Origin of the sequence: Microbacterium sp. LKL04 (genome assembly GCF_900102005.1) — a bacterium.
Lineage (GTDB): Bacteria > Actinomycetota > Actinomycetes > Actinomycetales > Microbacteriaceae > Microbacterium.
Genome location: NZ_LT627736.1, coordinates 677184 through 697077 on the forward strand (window position 1 = coordinate 677184; position 19894 = coordinate 697077).

21 protein-coding genes are annotated in these 19894 nt (G+C 68.3%); 13 read left to right on the forward strand and 8 right to left on the reverse strand.

Features of this window, described 5'->3' with window-relative positions; translation table 11 throughout:
• Positions 1 to 3 precede the first annotated feature (3 nt).
• The 7 genes from whiA (at position 4) to BLP38_RS03360 (ending at position 5570) form a co-directional block, all read left to right on the forward strand.
• Positions 4 to 981 (forward strand): DNA-binding protein WhiA, encoded by a 978-nt coding sequence (whiA, locus tag BLP38_RS03330; protein ID WP_091352869.1) that lies wholly within the window; start codon positions 4 to 6, stop codon positions 979 to 981.
• 113 nt (positions 982 to 1094) lie between these two features.
• A complete protein-coding gene (locus tag BLP38_RS03335) occupies positions 1095 to 1721 on the forward strand; it encodes a superoxide dismutase (protein WP_091352871.1) in 627 nt (208 codons plus the stop codon).
• 137 nt (positions 1722 to 1858) lie between these two features.
• A complete protein-coding gene (gene gap / locus BLP38_RS03340) occupies positions 1859 to 2869 on the forward strand; it encodes a type I glyceraldehyde-3-phosphate dehydrogenase (RefSeq protein ID WP_091352875.1) in 1011 nt (336 codons plus the stop codon).
• 2 nt (positions 2870 to 2871) lie between these two features.
• On the forward strand, positions 2872 to 4089 hold the full coding sequence (locus BLP38_RS03345; protein ID WP_091352879.1) for a phosphoglycerate kinase: 1218 nt from the start codon (positions 2872 to 2874) through the stop codon (positions 4087 to 4089).
• Positions 4077 to 4868 carry a triose-phosphate isomerase gene (gene tpiA, locus BLP38_RS03350; RefSeq protein WP_091352882.1) on the forward strand — a complete coding sequence of 264 codons (792 nt, stop codon included), beginning with the start codon at positions 4077 to 4079 and terminating at the stop codon, positions 4866 to 4868. The genes BLP38_RS03345 and tpiA overlap by 13 nt, the downstream gene beginning before the upstream one ends.
• 97 nt (positions 4869 to 4965) lie before the next feature.
• Positions 4966 to 5214, forward strand: coding sequence for a preprotein translocase subunit SecG (gene secG, locus BLP38_RS03355; RefSeq protein ID WP_091352885.1), 249 nt, complete (start codon positions 4966 to 4968; stop codon positions 5212 to 5214).
• Entirely contained in the window at positions 5214 to 5570 is a 357-nt protein-coding gene (locus BLP38_RS03360; RefSeq protein ID WP_091352889.1) for an RNA polymerase-binding protein RbpA, read from the forward strand. Before secG ends, BLP38_RS03360 begins: the two co-directional genes overlap by 1 nt.
• Positions 5571 to 5607: 37 nt before the next feature.
• Here the strand turns inward: BLP38_RS03360 and pgl are convergent, their stop codons facing one another.
• From pgl to tkt, 5 genes are read right to left on the reverse strand one after another with little or no spacing between them, the layout of a single operon-like run.
• The gene (gene pgl, locus BLP38_RS03365) at positions 5608 to 6387 is read right to left on the reverse strand and encodes a 6-phosphogluconolactonase (protein WP_091352893.1); all 780 of its coding nucleotides are present in this window, start codon (positions 6385 to 6387) and stop codon (positions 5608 to 5610) included.
• A 7-nt stretch (positions 6388 to 6394) separates the two neighbouring features.
• Positions 6395 to 7327 (reverse strand): glucose-6-phosphate dehydrogenase assembly protein OpcA, encoded by a 933-nt coding sequence (locus tag BLP38_RS03370; protein ID WP_091352897.1) that lies wholly within the window; start codon positions 7325 to 7327, stop codon positions 6395 to 6397.
• A complete protein-coding gene (gene zwf / locus BLP38_RS03375; RefSeq protein WP_091352900.1) occupies positions 7324 to 8871 on the reverse strand; it encodes a glucose-6-phosphate dehydrogenase in 1548 nt (515 codons plus the stop codon). The genes BLP38_RS03370 and zwf overlap by 4 nt, the downstream gene beginning before the upstream one ends.
• 3 nt (positions 8872 to 8874) lie before the next feature.
• Positions 8875 to 9987 (reverse strand): transaldolase, encoded by a 1113-nt coding sequence (gene tal, locus BLP38_RS03380; protein WP_091352904.1) that lies wholly within the window; start codon positions 9985 to 9987, stop codon positions 8875 to 8877.
• Positions 9984 to 12065, reverse strand: coding sequence for a transketolase (tkt, locus tag BLP38_RS03385; RefSeq protein ID WP_091352908.1), 2082 nt, complete (start codon positions 12063 to 12065; stop codon positions 9984 to 9986). Before tkt ends, tal begins: the two co-directional genes overlap by 4 nt.
• 222 nt (positions 12066 to 12287) lie before the next feature.
• On the opposite strand from tkt, the gene BLP38_RS03390 reads away from it, so the two are divergent.
• On the forward strand, positions 12288 to 13214 hold the full coding sequence (locus BLP38_RS03390; protein WP_091352911.1) for a heme o synthase: 927 nt from the start codon (positions 12288 to 12290) through the stop codon (positions 13212 to 13214).
• 21 nt (positions 13215 to 13235) lie between these two features.
• Here the strand turns inward: BLP38_RS03390 and BLP38_RS03395 are convergent, their stop codons facing one another.
• Entirely contained in the window at positions 13236 to 13610 is a 375-nt protein-coding gene (locus BLP38_RS03395; RefSeq protein WP_091352914.1) for a dinucleotide-utilizing enzyme, read from the reverse strand.
• Between the two features lie 95 nt (positions 13611 to 13705).
• Complete coding sequence (locus tag BLP38_RS03400) at positions 13706 to 14635, reverse strand: COX15/CtaA family protein (RefSeq protein WP_091352917.1); 930 nt, start codon at positions 14633 to 14635, stop codon at positions 13706 to 13708.
• A 220-nt stretch (positions 14636 to 14855) separates the two neighbouring features.
• Here BLP38_RS03400 and sufB point away from each other — a divergent pair, with 220 nt between their 5' ends.
• Genes sufB through BLP38_RS03425 form a run of 5 tightly spaced genes read left to right on the forward strand, consistent with a single transcriptional unit; the run spans position 14856 to position 18920 of the window.
• Entirely contained in the window at positions 14856 to 16274 is a 1419-nt protein-coding gene (sufB, locus tag BLP38_RS03405) for a Fe-S cluster assembly protein SufB (RefSeq protein ID WP_091352920.1), read from the forward strand.
• Positions 16274 to 17470 (forward strand): Fe-S cluster assembly protein SufD, encoded by a 1197-nt coding sequence (gene sufD / locus BLP38_RS03410; RefSeq protein ID WP_091352922.1) that lies wholly within the window; start codon positions 16274 to 16276, stop codon positions 17468 to 17470. The genes sufB and sufD overlap by 1 nt, the downstream gene beginning before the upstream one ends.
• Positions 17467 to 17796: a non-heme iron oxygenase ferredoxin subunit gene (locus BLP38_RS03415; protein ID WP_091352925.1), complete on the forward strand. Its 330-nt coding sequence runs from the start codon at positions 17467 to 17469 to the stop codon at positions 17794 to 17796. The genes sufD and BLP38_RS03415 overlap by 4 nt, the downstream gene beginning before the upstream one ends.
• 14 nt (positions 17797 to 17810) lie before the next feature.
• Positions 17811 to 18581, forward strand: a complete 771-nt coding sequence (sufC, locus tag BLP38_RS03420) for a Fe-S cluster assembly ATPase SufC (RefSeq protein ID WP_091352928.1) — start codon at positions 17811 to 17813, stop codon at positions 18579 to 18581.
• 9 nt (positions 18582 to 18590) lie between these two features.
• Positions 18591 to 18920 (forward strand): metal-sulfur cluster assembly factor, encoded by a 330-nt coding sequence (locus BLP38_RS03425; protein WP_064002279.1) that lies wholly within the window; start codon positions 18591 to 18593, stop codon positions 18918 to 18920.
• Positions 18921 to 18978: 58 nt separating this feature from the next.
• Here BLP38_RS03425 and BLP38_RS03430 read toward each other — a convergent pair whose 3' ends face one another.
• Positions 18979 to 19884: a siderophore-interacting protein gene (locus BLP38_RS03430; RefSeq protein ID WP_091352931.1), complete on the reverse strand. Its 906-nt coding sequence runs from the start codon at positions 19882 to 19884 to the stop codon at positions 18979 to 18981.
• Between the last annotated feature and the right edge of the window lie 10 nt (positions 19885 to 19894).

Consider the following 19894-nt stretch of genomic DNA (forward strand, 5'->3'; position numbering starts at 1 on the left):
CCCGTGCCGCTGACTGCTGACGTGAAGACGGAACTCACTTCGGTCCGTGATCCCCGGCCCACAGCCCGCGTCGCAGAGCTGACCACGATCCTCCGGTTCTCCGGCGGCCTGCACTCGATCGCCGGCCGCGTGGCGGTCGAAGCCGAGGTCGAGACCGACATCCTGGCCCGCCGCGTCGCCCGCGATCTCGTGGAGATCTACGGCGTCCGCCCGGAACTCGCTCATGTGCAGTCCTCCGGCGGACGCGCTGCAAACCTGGTCGCGGTGCGCGTGATCGAGGGGGGCGAGACGCTGGCGCGTCAGACGGGCCTCCTCGACAACCGCCGCCGCCCCGTCCGCGGTCTTCCCAACAAACTCACGACGGGCGCGCGCCCCGACCTCGCCGCGGTGTGGCGCGGAGCGTTCCTCGCCGCCGGCACACTGTCCGACCCCGGTCGCTCCGCCGCCCTCGAAGTGGCCTGCCCGTCGGGGGAGGCTGCGATGGCCCTCGTCGGGGCGGCGCATCGCCTCGGTATCGCTGCGAAGGCCCGCGAAGTGCGCGGTGTGCCTCGCGTGGTCGTCCGCGACGGTGAGGCGATCCGCGCCACGCTCCTCATGATGGGCGCGCAGAAGACGGCCGCCGCGTGGGAGGAGATGCGTCAGCGTCGCGAGGTGCGCGCCGGCGTGAACCGCCTCGTCAACTTCGACGACGCGAACCTGCGTCGTTCCGCGCAGGCCGCCGTCGCCGCATGTGCCCGGGTCGAGCGCGCACTCGAGATCCTCGGCGACACCGTCCCGGACCACCTCAAGCAGGCGGGCGACCTTCGTCTCGCCCACCGCGACGCGAGCCTCGACGAGCTCGGGCACCACGCCGATCCGCCACTGACGAAGGATGCCGTCGCCGGCCGCATCCGCCGTCTTCTCGCGATGGCGGACAAGAAGGCTGCGCAGGACGGCGTTCCGGACACGGAGTCCGCCGTTCCCGCCGGTCTCGAGGACTGACGGGATACATCCCCTCTTCCCGGGAAGCAACCGGGTGCCCGGTGGGTTGGCCCTCAATAGGATGAATCCGACCGGCCGCGCCCCGTGCGCGGCACCGACAGAAGGAAGAGGACATGGCGAAGTACACCCTGCCTGAGCTCCCGTACGACTACTCCGCGCTCGAGCCGAGCATCAGCGGCAAGATCATGGAGCTTCACCACTCGAAGCACCACCAGGCGTATGTCACGGGAGCCAACACCGCCCTCGAGCAGCTCGCGGAAGCGCGCGAGACCGGCAACCTCGCGAACGTCAACAAGCTCGAGAAGGACCTCGCGTTCAACCTCGGTGGACACGTCAACCACTCGATCTTCTGGACCAACCTCGCCCCCGCGTCGCAGGGCGGCGGTGGCGAGCCCGAGGGCGAGCTGCGCGCAGCCATCGACGAGTTCTTCGGCGGCTTCGACAAGTTCCAGGCTCACTTCACGGCGGCTGCCACCGGCATCCAGGGCTCCGGCTGGGCCGTCCTCAGCTGGGACCCGATCGGCCAGCAGCTGATCATCCAGCAGCTGTTCGACCAGCAGTCGAACACGGCTCAGGGCACCGTCCCCATCTTCCAGCTCGACATGTGGGAGCACGCCTTCTACCTCGACTACCTCAACGTCAAGGCGGACTACGTCAAGGCGGCATGGAACATCGCCAACTGGCGGAACGTCGCCCAGCGTCTCGACGCCGCGCGCGAGAAGACGGCGGGCCTGCTCTAGTAGTAGGGTCGTTCACAGGTGAGGATGCCGGGCTCCTCCCGGCAACGGGGGCTGAGCCCCGGCATCCTCTCTCATTTCCAGCACATCGCGGGTCGACCCCGTCCATGGGGCGTGCGCGAAGAAAAACGGGAGACAACGTGTCTGTCAAGATTGGCATCAACGGCTTCGGCCGTATCGGACGCAACTTCCTTCGCGCGGCACTCGCGCAGGGAGCTGACCTGGAGATCGTGGCGGTGAACGACCTCACCGACAACAAGAGCCTCGCTCACCTCCTCAAGTACGACTCGGTCGGCGGTCGCCTGGACGCCGAGGTCTCGTACACCGAGGACTCGATCACCGTCAACGGCAAGACCATCAAGGTCTTCGAAGAGCGCGACCCCGCCAACCTCCCCTGGGGCGACCTGGGCGTCGACATCGTCATCGAGTCGACCGGCCGCTTCACCAAGGCCGCAGACGCCAAGAAGCACATCGACGGCGGCGCGAAGAAGGTCATCATCTCGGCGCCGGGCACCGACGTCGACGGAACCTTCGTCATGGGTGTCAACGATGGCTCCTACGACTCCGAGACGATGCACGTCATCTCGAACGCGTCCTGCACCACGAACTGCCTCGCCCCGATCGCCAAGGTTTTCAACGACAACTTCGGCATCGAGCGCGGCTTCATGATGACGGCGCACGCCTACACCGCAGACCAGAACCTGCAGGACGGCCCGCACGGCGACCTGCACCGCGCCCGAGCTGCGGCGATCAACATCGTCCCGGCCGCGACCGGTGCGGCCAAGGCCATCGGCCTCGTCCTCCCCGAGCTCAACGGCAAGCTGAGCGGCTCGTCGTACCGTGTCCCGGTCCCCACCGGCTCGATCGTCGACCTCACGGTCGTCACCCCGACCGAGGGCCTGACCGCCGAGGTCATCAATGCGGCGTTCGAGAAGGCCGCCGCTGAGGGCGAGCTCGTCGGGTACCTCAAGTACAACACCGACGCGATCGTCTCGAGCGACATCCAGCTCGACCCGCACTCCTCGGTCTTCGACGCCGGCCAGACCAACGTGTCGGGCAACCTCGTCAAGATCTCGTCGTGGTACGACAACGAGTGGGGCTACTCGAACCGTCTCGTCGACCTCACCGAGCTCGTCGCCAGCAAGCTCTGACGATGGCTCTGCGCACCCTCGATTCGCTGGGTTCGCTCGCAGGCAAGCGCGTCATCGTCCGTGTCGACTTCAACGTCCCCCTGAAGGACGGCGTCATCACGGACGATGGCCGCGTGCGTGCGGCCATCCCCACGCTTCGCGCGTTGGTCGAGCAGGGGGCGCGCGTCATCGCGGTGTCCCACCTCGGCCGGCCCGACGGCGCACCGGACGCGAATTACAGCCTCGCGCCGGTCGCGTCGCGCCTGTCCGAGCTGCTGGGCCAGGACGTCGCCTTCGCGACGGACACCGTGGGCGACTCGGCTCGTGACACCGTCGCGGCTCTCGAGGACGGCCAGGTCGCCGTGCTCGAGAACCTGCGGTTCAACGCGGGCGAGACGGCGAAAGACGACGCCACGCGTCGCGCCTTCGCCGAGCAGCTCGCTGCGCACGGCGACGCGCTCGTCTCCGACGGCTTCGGTGTCGTGCACCGCAAGCAGGCGTCGGTCTACGACCTTGCAGAGCTCCTGCCGTCGGCAGCGGGGCTTCTGATCGAGAAGGAGGTCGACGTCCTCGACCGCCTCACCGAGCGCCCCGAGCGCCCGTACGCGGTCGTCCTGGGCGGATCCAAGGTCAGCGACAAGCTCGGTGTCATCGAGCACCTCCTGCCGCGCGTGGACAAGATCCTCGTCGGCGGCGGCATGCTCTTCACCTTCCTCGCGGCCCAGGGCCACAAGGTAGGCAAGAGCCTCCTCGAGGTCGACCAGCTCGACACCGTCCGCGGCTACATGGAGACGGCACACGAGCGCGGCGTGGAGCTCATCCTCCCCGTCGACGCTGTGATGGCGTCCGGTTTCGCGGCCGACGCGGACCACGTCGTGGCATCCGCCGACGCGCTCGAGGACACCGACTTCGGCGCCGACGGCATGGGCCTCGACATCGGCCCGAAGACGGCCGAACTGTTCGCCGACGCGATCCGCGGCGCGAAGACGGTGTTCTGGAACGGCCCCATGGGCGTGTTCGAGATGGACGCCTTCGCCGCCGGGACGAAGACGGTCGCGCAGGCGCTCACCGAGGTCGACGGTCTGTCCGTCGTCGGTGGCGGCGACTCGGCGGCCGCCGTGCGGCAGCTCGGGTTCGACGACCACCAGTTCGGTCACATCTCCACCGGTGGTGGAGCCAGCCTCGAGTTCCTCGAGGGAAAGAAGCTCCCCGGATTGGAGATCCTCGGATGGGAAGCGTGACCCGCACCCCGCTCATCGCCGGCAACTGGAAGATGAACCTCGACCACCTGCAGGCGGTCGCGTTCGTCCAGAAGCTGCACTGGACGCTGAAGGATGCCGCGCACGAGACCGGTTCGGTCGAGGTCGCCGTGTTCCCCCCGTTCACCGACATCCGCACGGTGCAGACCCTCATCGACGCCGACAAGATCCCGTTCGCCCTCGGCGCGCAGGACGTGTCGGCGAAGGATTCGGGCGCCTACACCGGTGAGGTCTCGGGCGCGTTCCTCAAGAAGCTCGACGTCGGCTACGTCATCATCGGTCACTCCGAGCGCCGCGAGTACCACGCGGAGTCCGACGAGGTCGTCGCAGCCAAGGTGCAGGCCGCTCTCCGGCACGGTCTCGTTCCGGTGATCTGCGTCGGTGAGACGCTCGAGCAGCGCGAGGAGTCCGGCCCCACGGCCGTGTCCGTCGCGCAGCTGCGCGCAGCGCTCGAGGGCGTTGCGTCCGACGCGGACGTCGTCGTCGCCTACGAGCCCGTCTGGGCTATCGGAACCGGACAGGTCGCGTCGCCCGAGCAGGCTCAGGAAGTCTGCGCGGCCCTGCGCGCGGTCGTCGCCGAGTCGTTGGGGGATGCCGCCGCCGAGCGCACCCGCATCCTCTACGGCGGATCCGTGAAGTCGGGCAACATCGCCAGCTTCATGCGCGAGCCCGACGTCGACGGTGCCCTCGTCGGCGGAGCGAGCCTGTTGGCGGACGAGTTCGCCGCGATCATCCGATACCAGAAGCACGTCGGCGTGTGACCTCGAGCGGTGCGGTGCCTCACGGCGTCGCACCGCTCAGCCGGTATACTCGTGCGAACGCCGAGTCATTCGGCGACCCGAAAGGCTTTCAACGACTGTGGACATCCTCCAGCTTGTGCTGCAGGTGCTGCTGGGAATCACCAGCCTCCTGCTCACGCTCCTGATCCTCCTGCACAAGGGACGCGGCGGCGGCCTCTCCGACATGTTCGGAGGCGGCATGAGTTCGGCCATGGGCTCCTCGGGCCTGGCCGAGCGCAACCTCAACCGCTTCACCGTGGTGCTGGCGCTCGTCTGGTTCGTCGCCATCGTGGCGCTCGGTCTCATCACGAAGTTCCAGAGCATCTGATGGCCACCGGGGGAAACGCGATTCGGGGGACGCGTGTCGGCGCGGGCCCCATGGGGGAGCAGGACCACGGGCACCACGCCGACCGCGTGGCGGTGTCCTACTGGGACGCACTCGGCAATGAGACGGTGCGCTACTTCGCCGCAGGCATCGCCGAGGAGGAGATCCCCGAGACGATCGATTCGCCTCACTCCGGTCTTCCGGCCGGCCGCGATAAGGCGAACCCGCCCGCAGTCGCGAAGACGGAGCCGTACAAGACGCACCTCGCCTACGTGAAGGAGCGTCGGACAGACCAGGAGGCCGAGTCGATCCTCGACGACGCGCTCCAGCAGCTTCGGGAGCGCCGCGGCCAGGACTGAGCTGCGCGCGACTCACCTCGACAGACCCCGGGTTCGTTCAGAACTCGGGGTCTATCAGTTCCTCCGGGACACCCTGCGCGGCAGCCTCGTCCACGAAGAACACGGTCTGCTTGCGGCCCTTCGCGCCGGCGGCGGGAACGGAGTGGTAACTCGCGCCCGCGAGGGCGAGACCGAGGGCGGACGCCTTGTCGGTGCCAGGCAGAACAAGCCAGACGCGACGGGATGAGTTGATGACCGGTCGCGTCAGCGTGATCCGATCCGACGGTGGGACGGGGGAGTCCCGGACGGCGAGGACGGAGTTCTCGGTGTCGCCGATCTCGCTCCTGTCGGGGAACAGAGACGCGATGTGACCGTCCGGGCCGACGCCGAGGAAGGCGATGCTGAAGCGCGGCCACGCCTGCTCCGCGGTCCCGTGCCCCGCGAGTTCCGCGGCGTAGTCGGAGACCGCCTCGTCGTGGCTGCGGCCGGCGTCCGCGGACGCGATCGGGTGGACGTTCCGCGCCGGGACGTCGATACGCGACAGGAAGGCCTCACGTGCCGCGGTCTCGTTGCGCGCCGGATCGTCCGAGGGGACGAAGCGTTCGTCGCCCCACCAGAAGTGCACGTTCGACCAGTCGACCTCGTGACGTGCGGGACTCTCACCCGCAGCCTGCAGGACCGACGTGCCCGCAGTGCCGCCGGTCAGAAGGACGTGCGTCGTCTTCCCTTCGGCGGCACGCGACGAGATCCGTTGGAAGAAGCGCCTCGCGACACCCTCTGCCAGGCGTCGGGCATCCGGACTGACGACGACGCGCTTCTCCGCGCGAAACTCCGACATGCGACTCCTACCTCGTGGGAGGGTCGAGGAGCTCCCACCCTTCGGTGATCACTCGACCATACAAGAGGTCCGGGTCGAGGCGACGCAGCTCCTCCGCCAGGCATTCGCGGAGGGATCGACGCGGCAGCACGATGTCGTGCGTGGGCTGACCCGGCTGCGTAAGTGTGGCGTCCGTCGCGGTGGTGCGTTCCAGCACGATGTCCCCGGACGAGCGCGACAGTGTGACCGACCGGATGCCGTGAGCCCACTCGTCCGCATCGGTGTAATGCCACTCCACGGCCACGTCGAGCTTGAGTCGCAGCCACGCCGCGAGGAGCCCTGTGGACGGCGAGCTACCGGCACCCACCACTGTGACGGCGGTGACGGGCTCGAACGGCGGCTGGTCCAGGACGGCGGCCAACTGCTCACGCCAGTGCGTCAGACGGGTCCACGCGAGATCCGTGTCGCCCGGTTCGTACCCCGAGCCGAGCTGCTCGAGACGATCGGGGGAGAACGGCTCCGTCGAGGCATCCGTGATGCGTCGCTTCGCGATGCGACCGATGGGCGAGTGCGCGGTGTCGGTGGGCGGGTCGTCCGGCCACCAGGCGACGACGGGTGCGTCCGGCAGAAGGAGCCCGTTGATGAGACTCTCCTGGTTGCCGGCGGCCGCGCCGCGGGCGCGCAGGACGACGACCTCGCTCGCACCGGCGTCGCCGCCGACGCGGATCTGCGCGTCCAGCCCCGTGGGGGCGTCGGGCTCGACGACGAGGACGATGACGCGCATCGGGTGTTCACGGGATGCCGCGTTCGCGGCATCGATCGCTTCCTCGTCCAGACCGCCGGTCGAGACGATCACGAGGGTGAGCACACGGCCGAGGGCGACGGCGCCGCCTTCTTCGCGCACGCTCACGAGCTTCTTCGCGATCGTGGACACCGTGGTGTCGGGCAGATCGACGATCATGGACGCCTCCAGACGCGGCCGTCGCGGGCCAAGAGCTCATCGGCGGACGGGGGACCCCAGGATCCGGGGGAGTACTGCTCGAGCGGCTCGTCCTGCTCCGCCCAGTACTGTTCGACGGGATCGAGGATGCGCCAGGACAACTCGACCTCCTCGTGCCGGGGGAACAGCGGCGGGTCGCCCAGGAGCACGTCGAGGATCAGTCTCTCGTAGGCCTCCGGGCTCGACTCGGTGAATGCGTGGCCGTAGCCGAAGTCCATCGTCACGTCGCGGACTTCGTTGCCGGCGCCGGGCACCTTCGAGCCGAAACGCAGCGTCACGCCCTCATCGGGCTGGATGCGGATGACGAGCGCGTTCTGCCCCAGCTGCAGCGCCTGCGAGCGCAGGAACAGCAGGGGAGGGGTGTGCTTGAAGACGACCGCGATCTCGGTCACGCGGCGGCCCAGGCGTTTGCCGGTCCGCAGGTAGAACGGCACGCCGTTCCACCGACGCGTGGCGATCTCGAGCTTGATCGCCGCGTAGGTCTCCGTGCGGGACTGCGGATCCATCCCGTCTTCGTCGAGGAAGCCGGTGACATCCTCGCCGCCCTGCCACCCGCCGGCGTACTGGCCGCGGGCGGTGGCCGTCGAGAGGTCCTCGGGCAGCGTGACGGCGGCGAGCACCTTCTCCTTCTCTGCGCGCAGGTGCTCCGCATCGAGGGAGATGGGCTCCTCCATCGCAGTGAGGGCGAGGAGCTGCAACAGGTGGTTCTGGATGACGTCGCGCGCCGCACCGATCCCGTCGTAATACCCCGCACGCCCGCCCACGCCGATGTCCTCGGCCATGGTGATCTGCACGTGATCGACGTAGTTGGCGTTCCAGAGCGGCTCGTACAGCTCGTTGGCGAAGCGCAGGGCCAGGATGTTCTGGACCGTCTCCTTGCCGAGGTAGTGGTCGATGCGGAAGATCGCGTCGGCGGGGAAGGCGACCTCGAGCGCTTCGTTCAACTCTCGGGCGGTCTGCAAGTCGCTGCCGAACGGCTTCTCGATGACCACACGGCGCCACGTGTCGCCGTCGGCGTTCTCGTCGACGAGGCCCGAATCGCGCAACTGGCGCGCGACGACGGGGAAGTCCTTCGGGGGGATCGACAGGTAGAACGCGTGGTTGCCCATGGTCCCCCGCTCGGTGTCGAGCTTCTCGACGGTGTCGCGGAGACGAGCGAAGGATGCCGGGTCGTCGAACTCGCCCTGCACGAACCGGATGCCCTGCAGGAGCTGGTTCCAGGTCTCCTCACGGAAGGGCGTACGAGCGTACTGACGCACCGCCTCGTAGACGACCTTCGCGAAGTCCTGATCCTCCCAGTCGCGCCGCGCGAACCCGACCAGCGCGAAGCCGGGCGGGAGCAGACCGCGATTGGCGAGGTCGTACACCGCGGGCATGAGCTTCTTGCGCGACAGGTCGCCTGTCACGCCGAAGATCACGAGCGCGCTCGGACCCGCGATGCGGTTGAGGCGACGATCGTCGGGGTCGCGGAGGGGGTTCGTCCCCCGCGAGATCTGCACCACCATCGGTCAGCGCGCGCTGTCGAGAGCCGTGCGCACCGTGCCCTGCAGGTCATGCCAGGAGACGATGAACTTCTCGACACCCTCATCCTCGAGCACCTGGGTGACGTCGACCAGGTCGACGCCCGCCTCGGCCAGCTGGTCGAAGACGCGGTGGGCGTCCTCGTACGCACCGGTGATCGTGTCGGCGGTGACCTTGGCGTGGTCGAAGGTGGCCTCGAGCGTCTTCTCGGGCATCGTGTTCACGGTTCCCGGTGCGACGAGCTCGGTCACGTAAAGGGTGTCGGGGAGCGCAGGGTCCTTGACACCTGTCGACGCCCACAGCGGACGCTGGACGGTCGCGCCCGCCGCGATGAGCTCGGCGGCATCCGATTCGGCGAAGCGCTTTTCGAACAGCTCGTACGCGAGACGGGCGTTCGCGACGCCGGCTTTGCCCTTGAGAGCCGCGGCCTCGCTCGTGCCGATGGCGTCGAGGCGCTTGTCGACCTCGGTGTCGACGCGGGAGACGAAGAACGAGGCGACGGAGTGGATGGTCGCGATGTCGTGACCGTTCTCCTTCGCCCGCCGGATCCCGTCGAGGTACGCGTCGATGACGGCGGCGTAGCGCTCGAGGCTGAAGATGAGCGTCACGTTCACCGAGATTCCCTCAGCGAGCACGGCGCTGATCGCGGGGAGACCGGCCAGGGTCGCGGGGATCTTGATGAGCGCATTGGGGCGGTCGACCTTGGCCCACAGCTCCTTCGCCTGCGCGACGGTCGCGTCGGTGTCGTGCGCGAGGTCGGGGGAGACCTCGATGGACACGCGGCCGTCGACGCCGTTCGTGCGATCGAACACGGGACGGAAGATGTCGGCGGCGTCGCGCACGTCGGTCGTGGTGATCTCGAAGATCGCGGTGTCGACGTCGGCACCCTGCGCGGCGAGGGCCTGCAGAGGTGCGTCGTAGGAGTCGTCCTCGGTGTTGCCGATGGCGGCCTGGAAGATCGACGGGTTGGTCGTGACTCCGACGACGTCGCGGGTCTCGATCAGCTGTGCGAGGTTCCCGGTGTCGATCCGCGATCGCGAGAGGTCGTCGAGCCAGATGCTGACGCCGGCGCCGGACAGGTCCTCAGTGGGGGTGCTCATGCGTTCTCCTTGACGGTTGCGCGGGCCGCTTCGACGACCGCGTCGGCGGTGACGCCGAACTTCTCGAACAGGGTCTTGTAGTCGGCGGAGGCGCCGAAGTGATCGATGCCGACGGTGCGTCCGCTGTCGCCGACGACCGCGCGCCAGAGGCCGGTGGCACCCGCCTCGACCGAGACGCGCGCCTTGACCGAGGGGGGCAGCACCGAGTCGCGATAGTCCGCATCCTGCTCGGCGAACCATTCCAGGCTGGGAGCCGAGACGACGCGAGCGCCGATCCCTTCGCCGGCGAGGGTCTCACGGGCGGCGACGGCCAGCTGGACCTCGGAACCGGTGGCGATCAGGATCACGTCCGGCTCGCCCTCGGGGGCATCGAGGAGGGTGTATGCACCCTTGGCAACGCCCTCCGTGGTGGCGTAGCCGTTCTCGCCGCGCGGGAAGACCGCGATGTTCTGACGAGTGAGGGCGATGCCGGTCGGGCCGTCCTGACGGCGCAGGATCTCGAGCCACGCCGCGGCCGTCTCGTTCGCGTCCGCGGGACGGACGACCGTGAAGTTCGGGATGAGACGCAGCGTCGCGAGCTGCTCGATCGGCTGGTGCGTGGGGCCGTCTTCGCCGAGCGCGACGGAGTCGTGGGTCCACACGAACACCGAGGGGATGTTCATGAGCGCCGCCAGTCGCACGGCAGGACGCATGTAGTCGCTGAAGATCAGGAACGTTCCGCCGAAGGGACGCGTCGGCCCATGCAGCTTGATGCCGTTGATGATCGCGCCCATGGCGTGCTCGCGGATGCCGAAGTGGAGGACGCGACCGTACGGGTCACCCGACCACTCGTGGGTGGACCACTCGGACGGGATGAAGCTCTTCGCATCCTTGATCGTGGTCAGGTTCGACTCGGCGAGGTCGGCGGAGCCGCCCCAGAGCTCGGGGAGCTCGGCGGCCAGGGCGTTGATCACGACGCCCGAGGCGGCGCGGGTGGAGACGTCCTTACCGGCCTCGAAGGAGGGGAGGGCGTCGTCGATGGCGTCGGGCAGGGTCGCCGCCTCGAGGCGGTCGAGGAGCGCTTTGCGCTCCGGGTTCGCCTCGGCCCATGCGTCGAAGGACTCCTGCCACCCGGCGCGGTCGGCTGCGGCTCGCTCTGCGAGTGCGCGCGTGTGCGCCAGCACGTCGTCGGCGACGGCGAAGTTCTGCTCCGGGTCGAACCCGAGGACCTTCTTCGTGGCGGCGAGCTCGTCGGCGCCGAGCGCGGAGCCGTGGATCTTGCCGGTGTTCTGCTTGCCGGGAGCCGGCCAGCCGATGATCGTCTTGAGGACGATGAGGGAGGGCTTGGAGGTCTCCGCCTTCGCGGCTTCGATCGCCGCGTGGAGGGCTGCGAGGTCCTCGACGTACTCTCCCGTCTTCTTCCAGTCGACCGTCTGGACCTGCCAGCCGTAGGCCTCGTAACGAGCCTGGACGTCCTCCGTGAACGCGACGTTGGTGTCGTCCTCGATCGAGATCTGGTTGGAGTCGTAGATCGCGATCAGGTTGCCGAGCTGCTGGTGGCCCGCGAGCGAACCGGCCTCGGACGTGACGCCCTCTTGCAGGTCGCCGTCGCCGGCGATCACGAACACGTGGTGGTCGAAGGGGGACGTGCCCGCCGCGGCCTCGGGGTCGAACAGACCGCGCTCGTAGCGTGCGGCGTAGGCGAAGCCCACGGCGGACGCGAGACCCTGGCCCAGGGGGCCGGTCGTGATCTCGACGCCCTTCGTGTGTCCGTACTCCGGGTGACCGGGGGTCAGCGAGCCCCAGGTGCGCAGTGCCTTCAGGTCGTCGAGCTCGAGGCCGAACCCACCGAGGTAGAGCTGCACGTACTGCGTGAGGGACGAGTGCCCGGCCGAGAGGATGAAGCGGTCGCGGCCCAGCCAGTGGGTGTCGGTCGGATCATGCCGCAGGACGCGCTGATAGAGCAGGTAGGCCGCGGGGGCGAGGCTCATCGCGGTCCCCGGGTGGCCGTTACCGACCTTCTCGACGGCGTCCGCCGCCAGTACCCGCGCGGTGTCCACCGCGCGTCGATCGATCTCGTCCCAAACCAGCTCTGACACCTGGAAGCCTTTCGTCGGTGATTCGGCGCGGACGACCGCTGATCTCGGAAGAGGAGGGGGCGTCCCACGTCGGGATTTTCAGCATATCGAGGTAGGCCACTCGCCGAGGCCGGGTGGCGCTCTGTGACGTGCGCTGTGAGCGAAGTGCCGGTGGGTGGGGGCGCAGGGACCGCTCGCGGAGGATGCCGTAGACTCGACCAGACGATCTACACGGCAGGGGCGATGGCACTCACGGACACCGGCGCGCGCGTATCCGCGCCCGCTCGACAGTCGGTCGGCCGCACCGTCCGCGCGTACATCCAGTTGACGAAGCCTCGTGTGCTCGAGCTTCTCCTGGTCACCACCATCCCGGTGATGTTCCTGGCTGCCGACGGTCTTCCCAACCTCTGGCTCATCGTCGCCACCGTCGTGGGCGGCGCGATGAGCGCGGGGTCGGCGGCATCCTTCAACATGTACCTCGATCGCGACATCGACGCGCACATGAAGAGGACCGAGAACCGGCCCCTCGTGACCGGCGAGGTCTCGCCGCGCGGTGCGCTGGTCTTCTCGTGGACGCTCGCGATCGTCTCCACCGTGTGGCTCTGGGCCTTCACGAACTGGGTCGCCGCTGCCCTCAGTGCGGGGGCGATCTTCTTCTACGTCGTGATCTACACGATGCTCCTGAAGCGCCGCACCGAACAGAACATCGTCTGGGGTGGTATCGCCGGGTGCTTCCCGGTGATCATCGGGTGGTCGGCCGTCACGGAGTCGCTCACGTGGACGCCCTTCATCCTGTTCCTGCTGGTCTTCCTGTGGACGCCGCCGCACTACTGGCCGCTGTCCATGAAGTACAAGGGAGACTACGCCGAGGTCGACGTTCCCATGCTGGGCGCGACCCGCGACGGTGTCCAGGTCGGTCTGCAGGTCATCCTCTACGCCTGGGCGACGATCGCGAGCTCGCTGCTGTTGATCCCGGTCGCAGGCATGGGGCTCGTCTACACCGTGTCGGCGCTCGTCTTCGGTGGATGGTTCATCTACGAATCGCACGTCCTGTACGCACGCGCTGTCCGCGGTGGGAAGGTGCAGCCGATGCGCGTGTTCCACGCCTCGATCACCTACCTCACACTGCTCTTCGTCGCGATCGCGATCGACCCGCTGCTGCCGTTCTGACGCAGCGGGTCGACCTGTCGATCAGCGTGCGGCGCCGTCGAGGACGGGCTGCTCGGTCGTCGCCGACTCGTCGGTCGCGTCGGTTTCGATCTCTTCGGCAAACGGCTCGGTCGCGGGGGCGAGCTGCTCGCGCGGCGTGGCGAAGGCGCGCAGGGCACCGAGCGCGAAAGCCAGCAGCAGGCCGATCACGCCGACGCCGATGAGGATCGCGCCCAGGATGGCCCAGACCTGTCCGACATAGACCTCCACGCCGGTCGCGGTACCGGCGGTCAGCGCGGTCTCCATCGTCCCGAGCTTGTCCATCAGGACGACAGCGCCGGCGGCGCTGGATGCGAGGGAGCCTGCCACGAGCACCCAGAACGGGATGCTGCGGGTCAGGCGGGGGCGGGTGTTCATCGAATCTCCTCCGGGTAGGAGCCGCCCGGATTCGGACGGCCCGGGCCACTGTTCCCGATGCACCCTGACGGGACCGATGCGGAACCTATGAGGAGTCAGTGAGAAGCGGTCTCCACCTCGAGGGCCGCCGGTGCCTTCAGGCGGAGGATGACGACCGTCATGGCGGCCGCGGTCAGCGCAGCCAGGACCATGTGCACGCCGACGGCGATCTCGGGCAGACCGTTGCGCGCCTGGTAGAGGCCGACCGCGATCTGCACGGCTTCGGCGGCGAGCAGCAGGGTGACCCACGTGCGCGGGCGGAGTCTGCGGGCCCACGCGACTCCGACCAGGATCAGCGTGAGCGCGAGCAGGGTGTAGCCGGGCCAGGCGTGCACGTGCTCGAGGATCTCCGCGTCGAAGCCGTTGCGTCCGGCTGCAGCATCACCCGAGTGGGGGCCGGCACCCGTGGTCAGGACGCCGAAGGCGATGGTCACGGCGAGAACGGCGGTCGTCAAGTGCGCCAGGCGGGCGTACCACGCGGGGACGACCCGTTCGCGAGGCGCCGCGGGCTCCTTCATGCGGACGAGGAACGCGGCGCAGACGCAGACGAGGATGAGCGACACGACGTAGTGGAAGCCGACGATGAAGGGGTTGAGGCCCGTCAGGACGGTGATGCCGCCGACGATCGCCTGGGCGACGACGCCGCCGAGGACCACGAGTGCCAGAACGAACAGGTCGCGACGGGTGCGCCGCATCCGCCAGACCAGCACGACCACCATCAGAGCGAGGATGCCGACGAGTCCCGTCAGCGTGCGGTTGCCGAACTCGATCACGCCGTGGATGCCCATCTCGGGCGTCGCCACGAGCGACTCCGGCGTGCAGGTCGGCCACGTGGGGCAGCCCAGGCCCGACCCGGTCAGTCGGACGGCGCCGCCGGTGGCGATGATGAGCGTCTCGGCGAGGAACGAGAGCCACGCGACGAGGGGCAGCAGGCGCGGCATCCGCGTGACGGGCGGGGCGGTCGGTGTCGACGCGGTGATGAGCATGGGGTCGCCTCCGGGCGCGGGCCGGCACGCCGCGGGGGACAGCCGTGCCTGTAGAATGAAGGAGTCGGCGAGCGCGATCCCCATCGCAGCCCGCACAACGATTCTAGGCGCGGTATCGCGTCGTCAGAGCGGCCAGCAGCGGCATCCCCCTCGTGCACTCCTCTCGCGGGAGGGAATGCCGGAACGGATGACACCGTTGCCGCCCGTGAGGAGGAAATTCATGTCGGATGTGCTCATCGACCGCCCCGAACTCGAAGGCCTGGGGGTGTACGAGTTCGGCTGGCACGACGCGGATGCCGCGGGTGCTGTCGCACAGCGAGGGATCAACGAGGACGTCGTCCGCGGGATCTCCGCCCTCAAGAGCGAACCCGAATGGATGCTGAAGACCCGTCTGAAGGGGTATCAGCTGTTCGGCCGCAAGCCCATGCCGACGTGGGGTGCGGATCTTTCCGGCATCGACTTCGACAACATCAAGTACTTCGTGCGCTCGACCGAGAAGCAGGCGCAGACGTGGGAGGACCTCCCCGAGGAGATCCGGAACACGTACGAGAAGCTCGGCATCCCCGAGGCGGAGCGTCAGCGCCTCGTCGCGGGTGTGGCCGCGCAGTACGAGTCCGAGGTCGTGTACCACCAGATCCGTGAGGACCTGGAGCAGCAGGGCGTCATCTTCATGGACACCGACACGGCCCTCCGCGAGCACCCCGAGTTCTTCGAGGAGTACTTCGGCACCGTCATCCCCGCGGGCGACAACAAGTTCGCCGCGCTGAACACCGCCGTGTGGTCTGGGGGGTCGTTCGTCTACGTCCCCAAGGGCGTGCACGTCGAGATCCCGCTGCAGGCGTACTTCCGCATCAACACCGAGAACATGGGCCAGTTCGAGCGGACCCTGATCATCGCGGACGAGGACAGCTACGTCCACTACATCGAGGGCTGCACGGCGCCGATCTACAAGAGCGACTCGCTGCACTCGGCCGTCGTCGAGATCATCGTGAAGAAGAACGCCCGCGTTCGGTACACGACGATCCAGAACTGGTCGAACAACGTCTACAACCTCGTCACCAAGCGCGCCGTCGCCCACGAGGGCGCGACCATGGAGTGGGTCGACGGCAACATCGGCTCCAAGGTGACGATGAAGTACCCGTCGATCTACCTCATGGGCGAGCACGCCAAGGGCGAGACCCTGTCCGTCGCCTTCGCCGGTCCCGGCCAGCACCAGGACGCCGGCGCGAAGATGATCCACATGGCGCCGTACACGCAGTCGTCGATCGTGTCGAAGTCGATCGCCCGCGGCGGTGGCCGCGCCGGTTACCGCGGCGAGGTGCGGGTGGACGCGAACGCGCACCACTCCGCGAACACGGTGCGCTGCGACGCGCTGCTGGTCGACACGATCTCGCGCTCGGACACCTACCCGGCGATCGACATCCGCGTCGACGACGTCCAGCTCGGCCACGAGGCCACGGTCTCGAAGGTCAGCGAGGAGCAGCTGTTCTACCTCATGAGCCGTGGCATGCCCGAGGACGAAGCGATGGCGATGATCGTGCGCGGATTCATCGAGCCGATCGCCCGCGAACTGCCCATGGAGTACGCCCTCGAGCTGAACAAGCTCATCGAGATGGGCATGGAAGGATCCGTCGGCTGATGACGACAGCGACTCAGGCCCCCGCATCCGCTGCGAAGGGCCACATCGACCCTGCGGCGAAAGTGACCGACCAGGGCGTTCCCGTGCAGACCCGCTCGGAGCGTCCGTGGTCGTTCGACCCGGCCGATTTCGGCACACCGACCGGCCGCGAGGTCAACTGGAAGCACACGCCGCTCGACCGCGTCGCGTCGCTGCTGGCTGACGAGCCGGCCCCGCACGACGTCATCGGCGTCGAGGTGACCGGTCCGGATGCCGTCGAGCACATCCGTCTGCAGAAGAACGATGCTCCCCGCGGCGAGGTCTTCCGGCCGGAAGACGTCGTGAGCGCCATCGCGTGGGCGCAGGAGCCTGAGGCCCCCCTCATCCGCATTCCGGCGGACGTCGAGCTCGACGAGCCCGTCGTCGTGACCCTCACCGGCCGCGGCGGGGTCGCTCACGCGCACGTCGTGATCGAGGCGCAGCCGAACTCCCGCGGCACCGTCGTGCTGCGTCACGAGGGATCTGCCGCGCAGGCCCAGAACGTCGAGATCATCGTCCGGGACGGCGCCGCGCTGACCGTCGTGTCCGTGCAGCGGTGGGACGACGACGCCGTGCACCTCGCTGCCCACCAGGCCCGTGTCGACCGCGACGCCACCCTCACGCACATCGTCGTGAGCCTCGGCGGCGGACTCGTGCGCGTCAACCCGTCCGTCGAGCTCGCCGGCTCCGGCGCGCAGGGACGCCTGTACGGCCTCTCCTTCGCCGACGCGGGTCAGCACCTCGAAAGCCAGGTCTACCTGCACCACAAGGGCGCGCACACCAACGGCGACGTGCTCTACAAGAGTGCGCTGCAGGGTGCGTCTGCGCGAACGGTCTGGATCGGCGACGTCCTCATCGGACCGGATGCCGTCGGCACCGACTCGTACGAGGCGAACCGCAACCTGGTCCTCACCGACGGGGCGCGCGCAGACTCCATCCCGAACCTCGAGATCGAGACCGGTGACATCGTCGGCGCCGGTCACGCGAGTGCCACCGGTCGCTTCGACGACGAGCAGCTCTTCTACCTCCGGGCGCGCGGAATCGACGAGGAGCAGGCTCGGCGCCTGGTGGTCCTCGGGTTCCTCGCCGAGATCGTGCAGAAGATCGGCATCCCCTCTCTCGAGGACGAGTTCATCGCCGCCATCGAGGCCGAGCTCGTCGGGGAGGGTGCGCAGTGACCGCGGAGAAGGTCCTGCAGCTGAGCGACCTCGAGCAGGACACCGCCGTGCGTGTCGAGGTGGGCGGCGTCGCGATCGCCGTCGTGCTCGACGGCCAGGGCGAGGTCCACGCGATCGGCGACACCTGCACCCACGGTGACATCTCGCTGGCCGACGGTTTCGTCGAAGGAGAGTCGCTGGAGTGCTGGGCCCACGGGTCCGCGTTCTCGCTGCGCACCGGTCGCCCCCTGAATCTTCCGGCTTACGAGCCGGTGCCCGTCTACGAGGTCACGATCGACGGGGACGACATCCTCATCGACCCCGCCGTGACCAAAGCCGTGAACTGAAGAAAGAAGCTGACATGTCTGTCCTCGAGATCCGCGACCTCCACGTGACGGTCGAGACGGAAGCCGGCGAGACCCCGATCCTCAACGGCGTCACCCTGACCGTCCGCACGGGTGAGACCCACGCCATCATGGGTCCGAACGGCTCCGGAAAGTCGACCCTGGCCTACACGATCGCCGGTCACCCCAAGTACACCGTCACGAGCGGCACGATCACCCTCGACGGCGAGGACGTCCTCGCGATGTCCGTCGACGAGCGTGCCCGCGCAGGCCTGTTCCTCGCGATGCAGTATCCCGTCGAGATCCCCGGTGTCACGGTCACGAACTTCCTCCGCACCGCCAAGACCGCCGTCGACGGCGAAGCGCCCTCGATCCGCGCGTGGACGAAGGACGTCAAGCAGGCGATGCAGAACCTCCGCATGGACCCGAAGTTCGCCGCGCGCAACGTCAACGAGGGGTTCTCCGGCGGCGAGAAGAAGCGTCATGAGATCCTGCAGCTCGAGCTCCTGAAGCCCAAGCTGGCGATCCTCGACGAGACCGATTCCGGCCTCGACGTCGATGCGCTCAAGATCGTCTCCGAGGGTGTCAACCGCGCCAAGGAGCAGAGCGACATGGGCGTGCTGCTCATCACGCACTACACCCGCATCCTGCGCTACATCCAGCCCGACTTCGTCCACGTCCTCGTGAACGGTCGCGTCGCCGAAGAAGGCGGCCCCGAACTCGCAGCGCGACTGGAGGATGAGGGTTACGACCGTTTCCTCGCTCCCGTCGGCGGCGAGCAGGCCTAGGATCGTCGCATGACCGAGACGCTCGCACCCGAGAAGTACGACGAGGTCACCGAGGCCCTCAAGGACGTCATGGACCCCGAACTGGGAGTCAACGTCGTCGACCTGGGACTCATCTACGACCTCGGCTGGGATGACGAGAACGACGCTCTCGTCATCCACATGACCTTGACCTCCGCCGGCTGCCCGCTGACGGACGTCCTCGAAGAACAGACCGGACAGGCGCTCGACGGCGTTGTGGACCGATTCCGCATCAACTGGGTGTGGATGCCGCCGTGGGGTCCCGAGCGGATCACCGACGACGGGCGCGACATGATGCGCGCGCTCGGATTCTCGATCTGAGCTGAAGCCCGGCCATCTGGCCGACGACGAAGCGGTGCGACGATGTCGCACCGCTTCGTCAGTTCTCGGAGCGACCGAGGCGCCAGTAGCCCATGAAGGCGACGGCGCGACGGTCGACGCCGACCTCTCCGACGAGATGGCGTCGCAGTGCCTTGATGGCGGATGCCTCGCCGGCCAGCCACGCGTAAAGCCGGGCGCTCTTCAGGGCGGCTCCGCCCTTCGCCGTGCGGGGGACCTCCCACAGGATGTCGTGGTCGACGTCGATCTCCTCGACCTCGGCGCCGATCCCCTCCGGGACGAGCCGCTCGGCGACCTGAGTGACCGCCGCGATCAGGTGGTCGTGACGGTGGTCCTCTCCGGCACGGGCCGCGGTGATGATCTCGAAGCCGGGGTGCGCGGGAAGGTAGGCGATGTCCTCCGGGTGCGGGACCTCGAGGACGACGACGCCTCGTGCGTCAGCGGGGAGCTGTTCGAGGATCCGCGCGATGGCCGGGGCCGCGGTCTCGTCGCCGGCGAGAAGGATGTTCTCGGTCTTGGCGGGCGGGACGAAGTCGATGCCGTAGTTGACGCCGGTGTGATCCGTGGTCGGTGCGAGGATGAGCACCTCGTCGCCCGCCTTCGCCTCGGCGATCCACGCCGACGCGGGGCCCATGACATCGTGCGCGACCATGTCGATGTCGACCTCGTTGTCCGCGTTGCGGACCGCGCGGGTCGTGTACGTGCGCATGACGGGTCGCGCGTCGTCGGGGAGGGCGCGCCACTGCTCGTACCAGTCCTCACCGGTCGGCATCGATTCGATCGGTGCCGTCGGCGTCGGGAAGAGGATCTTCACCCGCTGGTCGAAACCGGGGTCGCCGTAGGCGGAGAGGGCGGTGTCCTTGAAGGTGAAACGGCGGAAGCTGGGGGTCACCTCGGCGATCGAGGCCACGGGTGCTCGGAAGAAGGCCAGGGTGGTCGAAGACATCGGGTCGCTC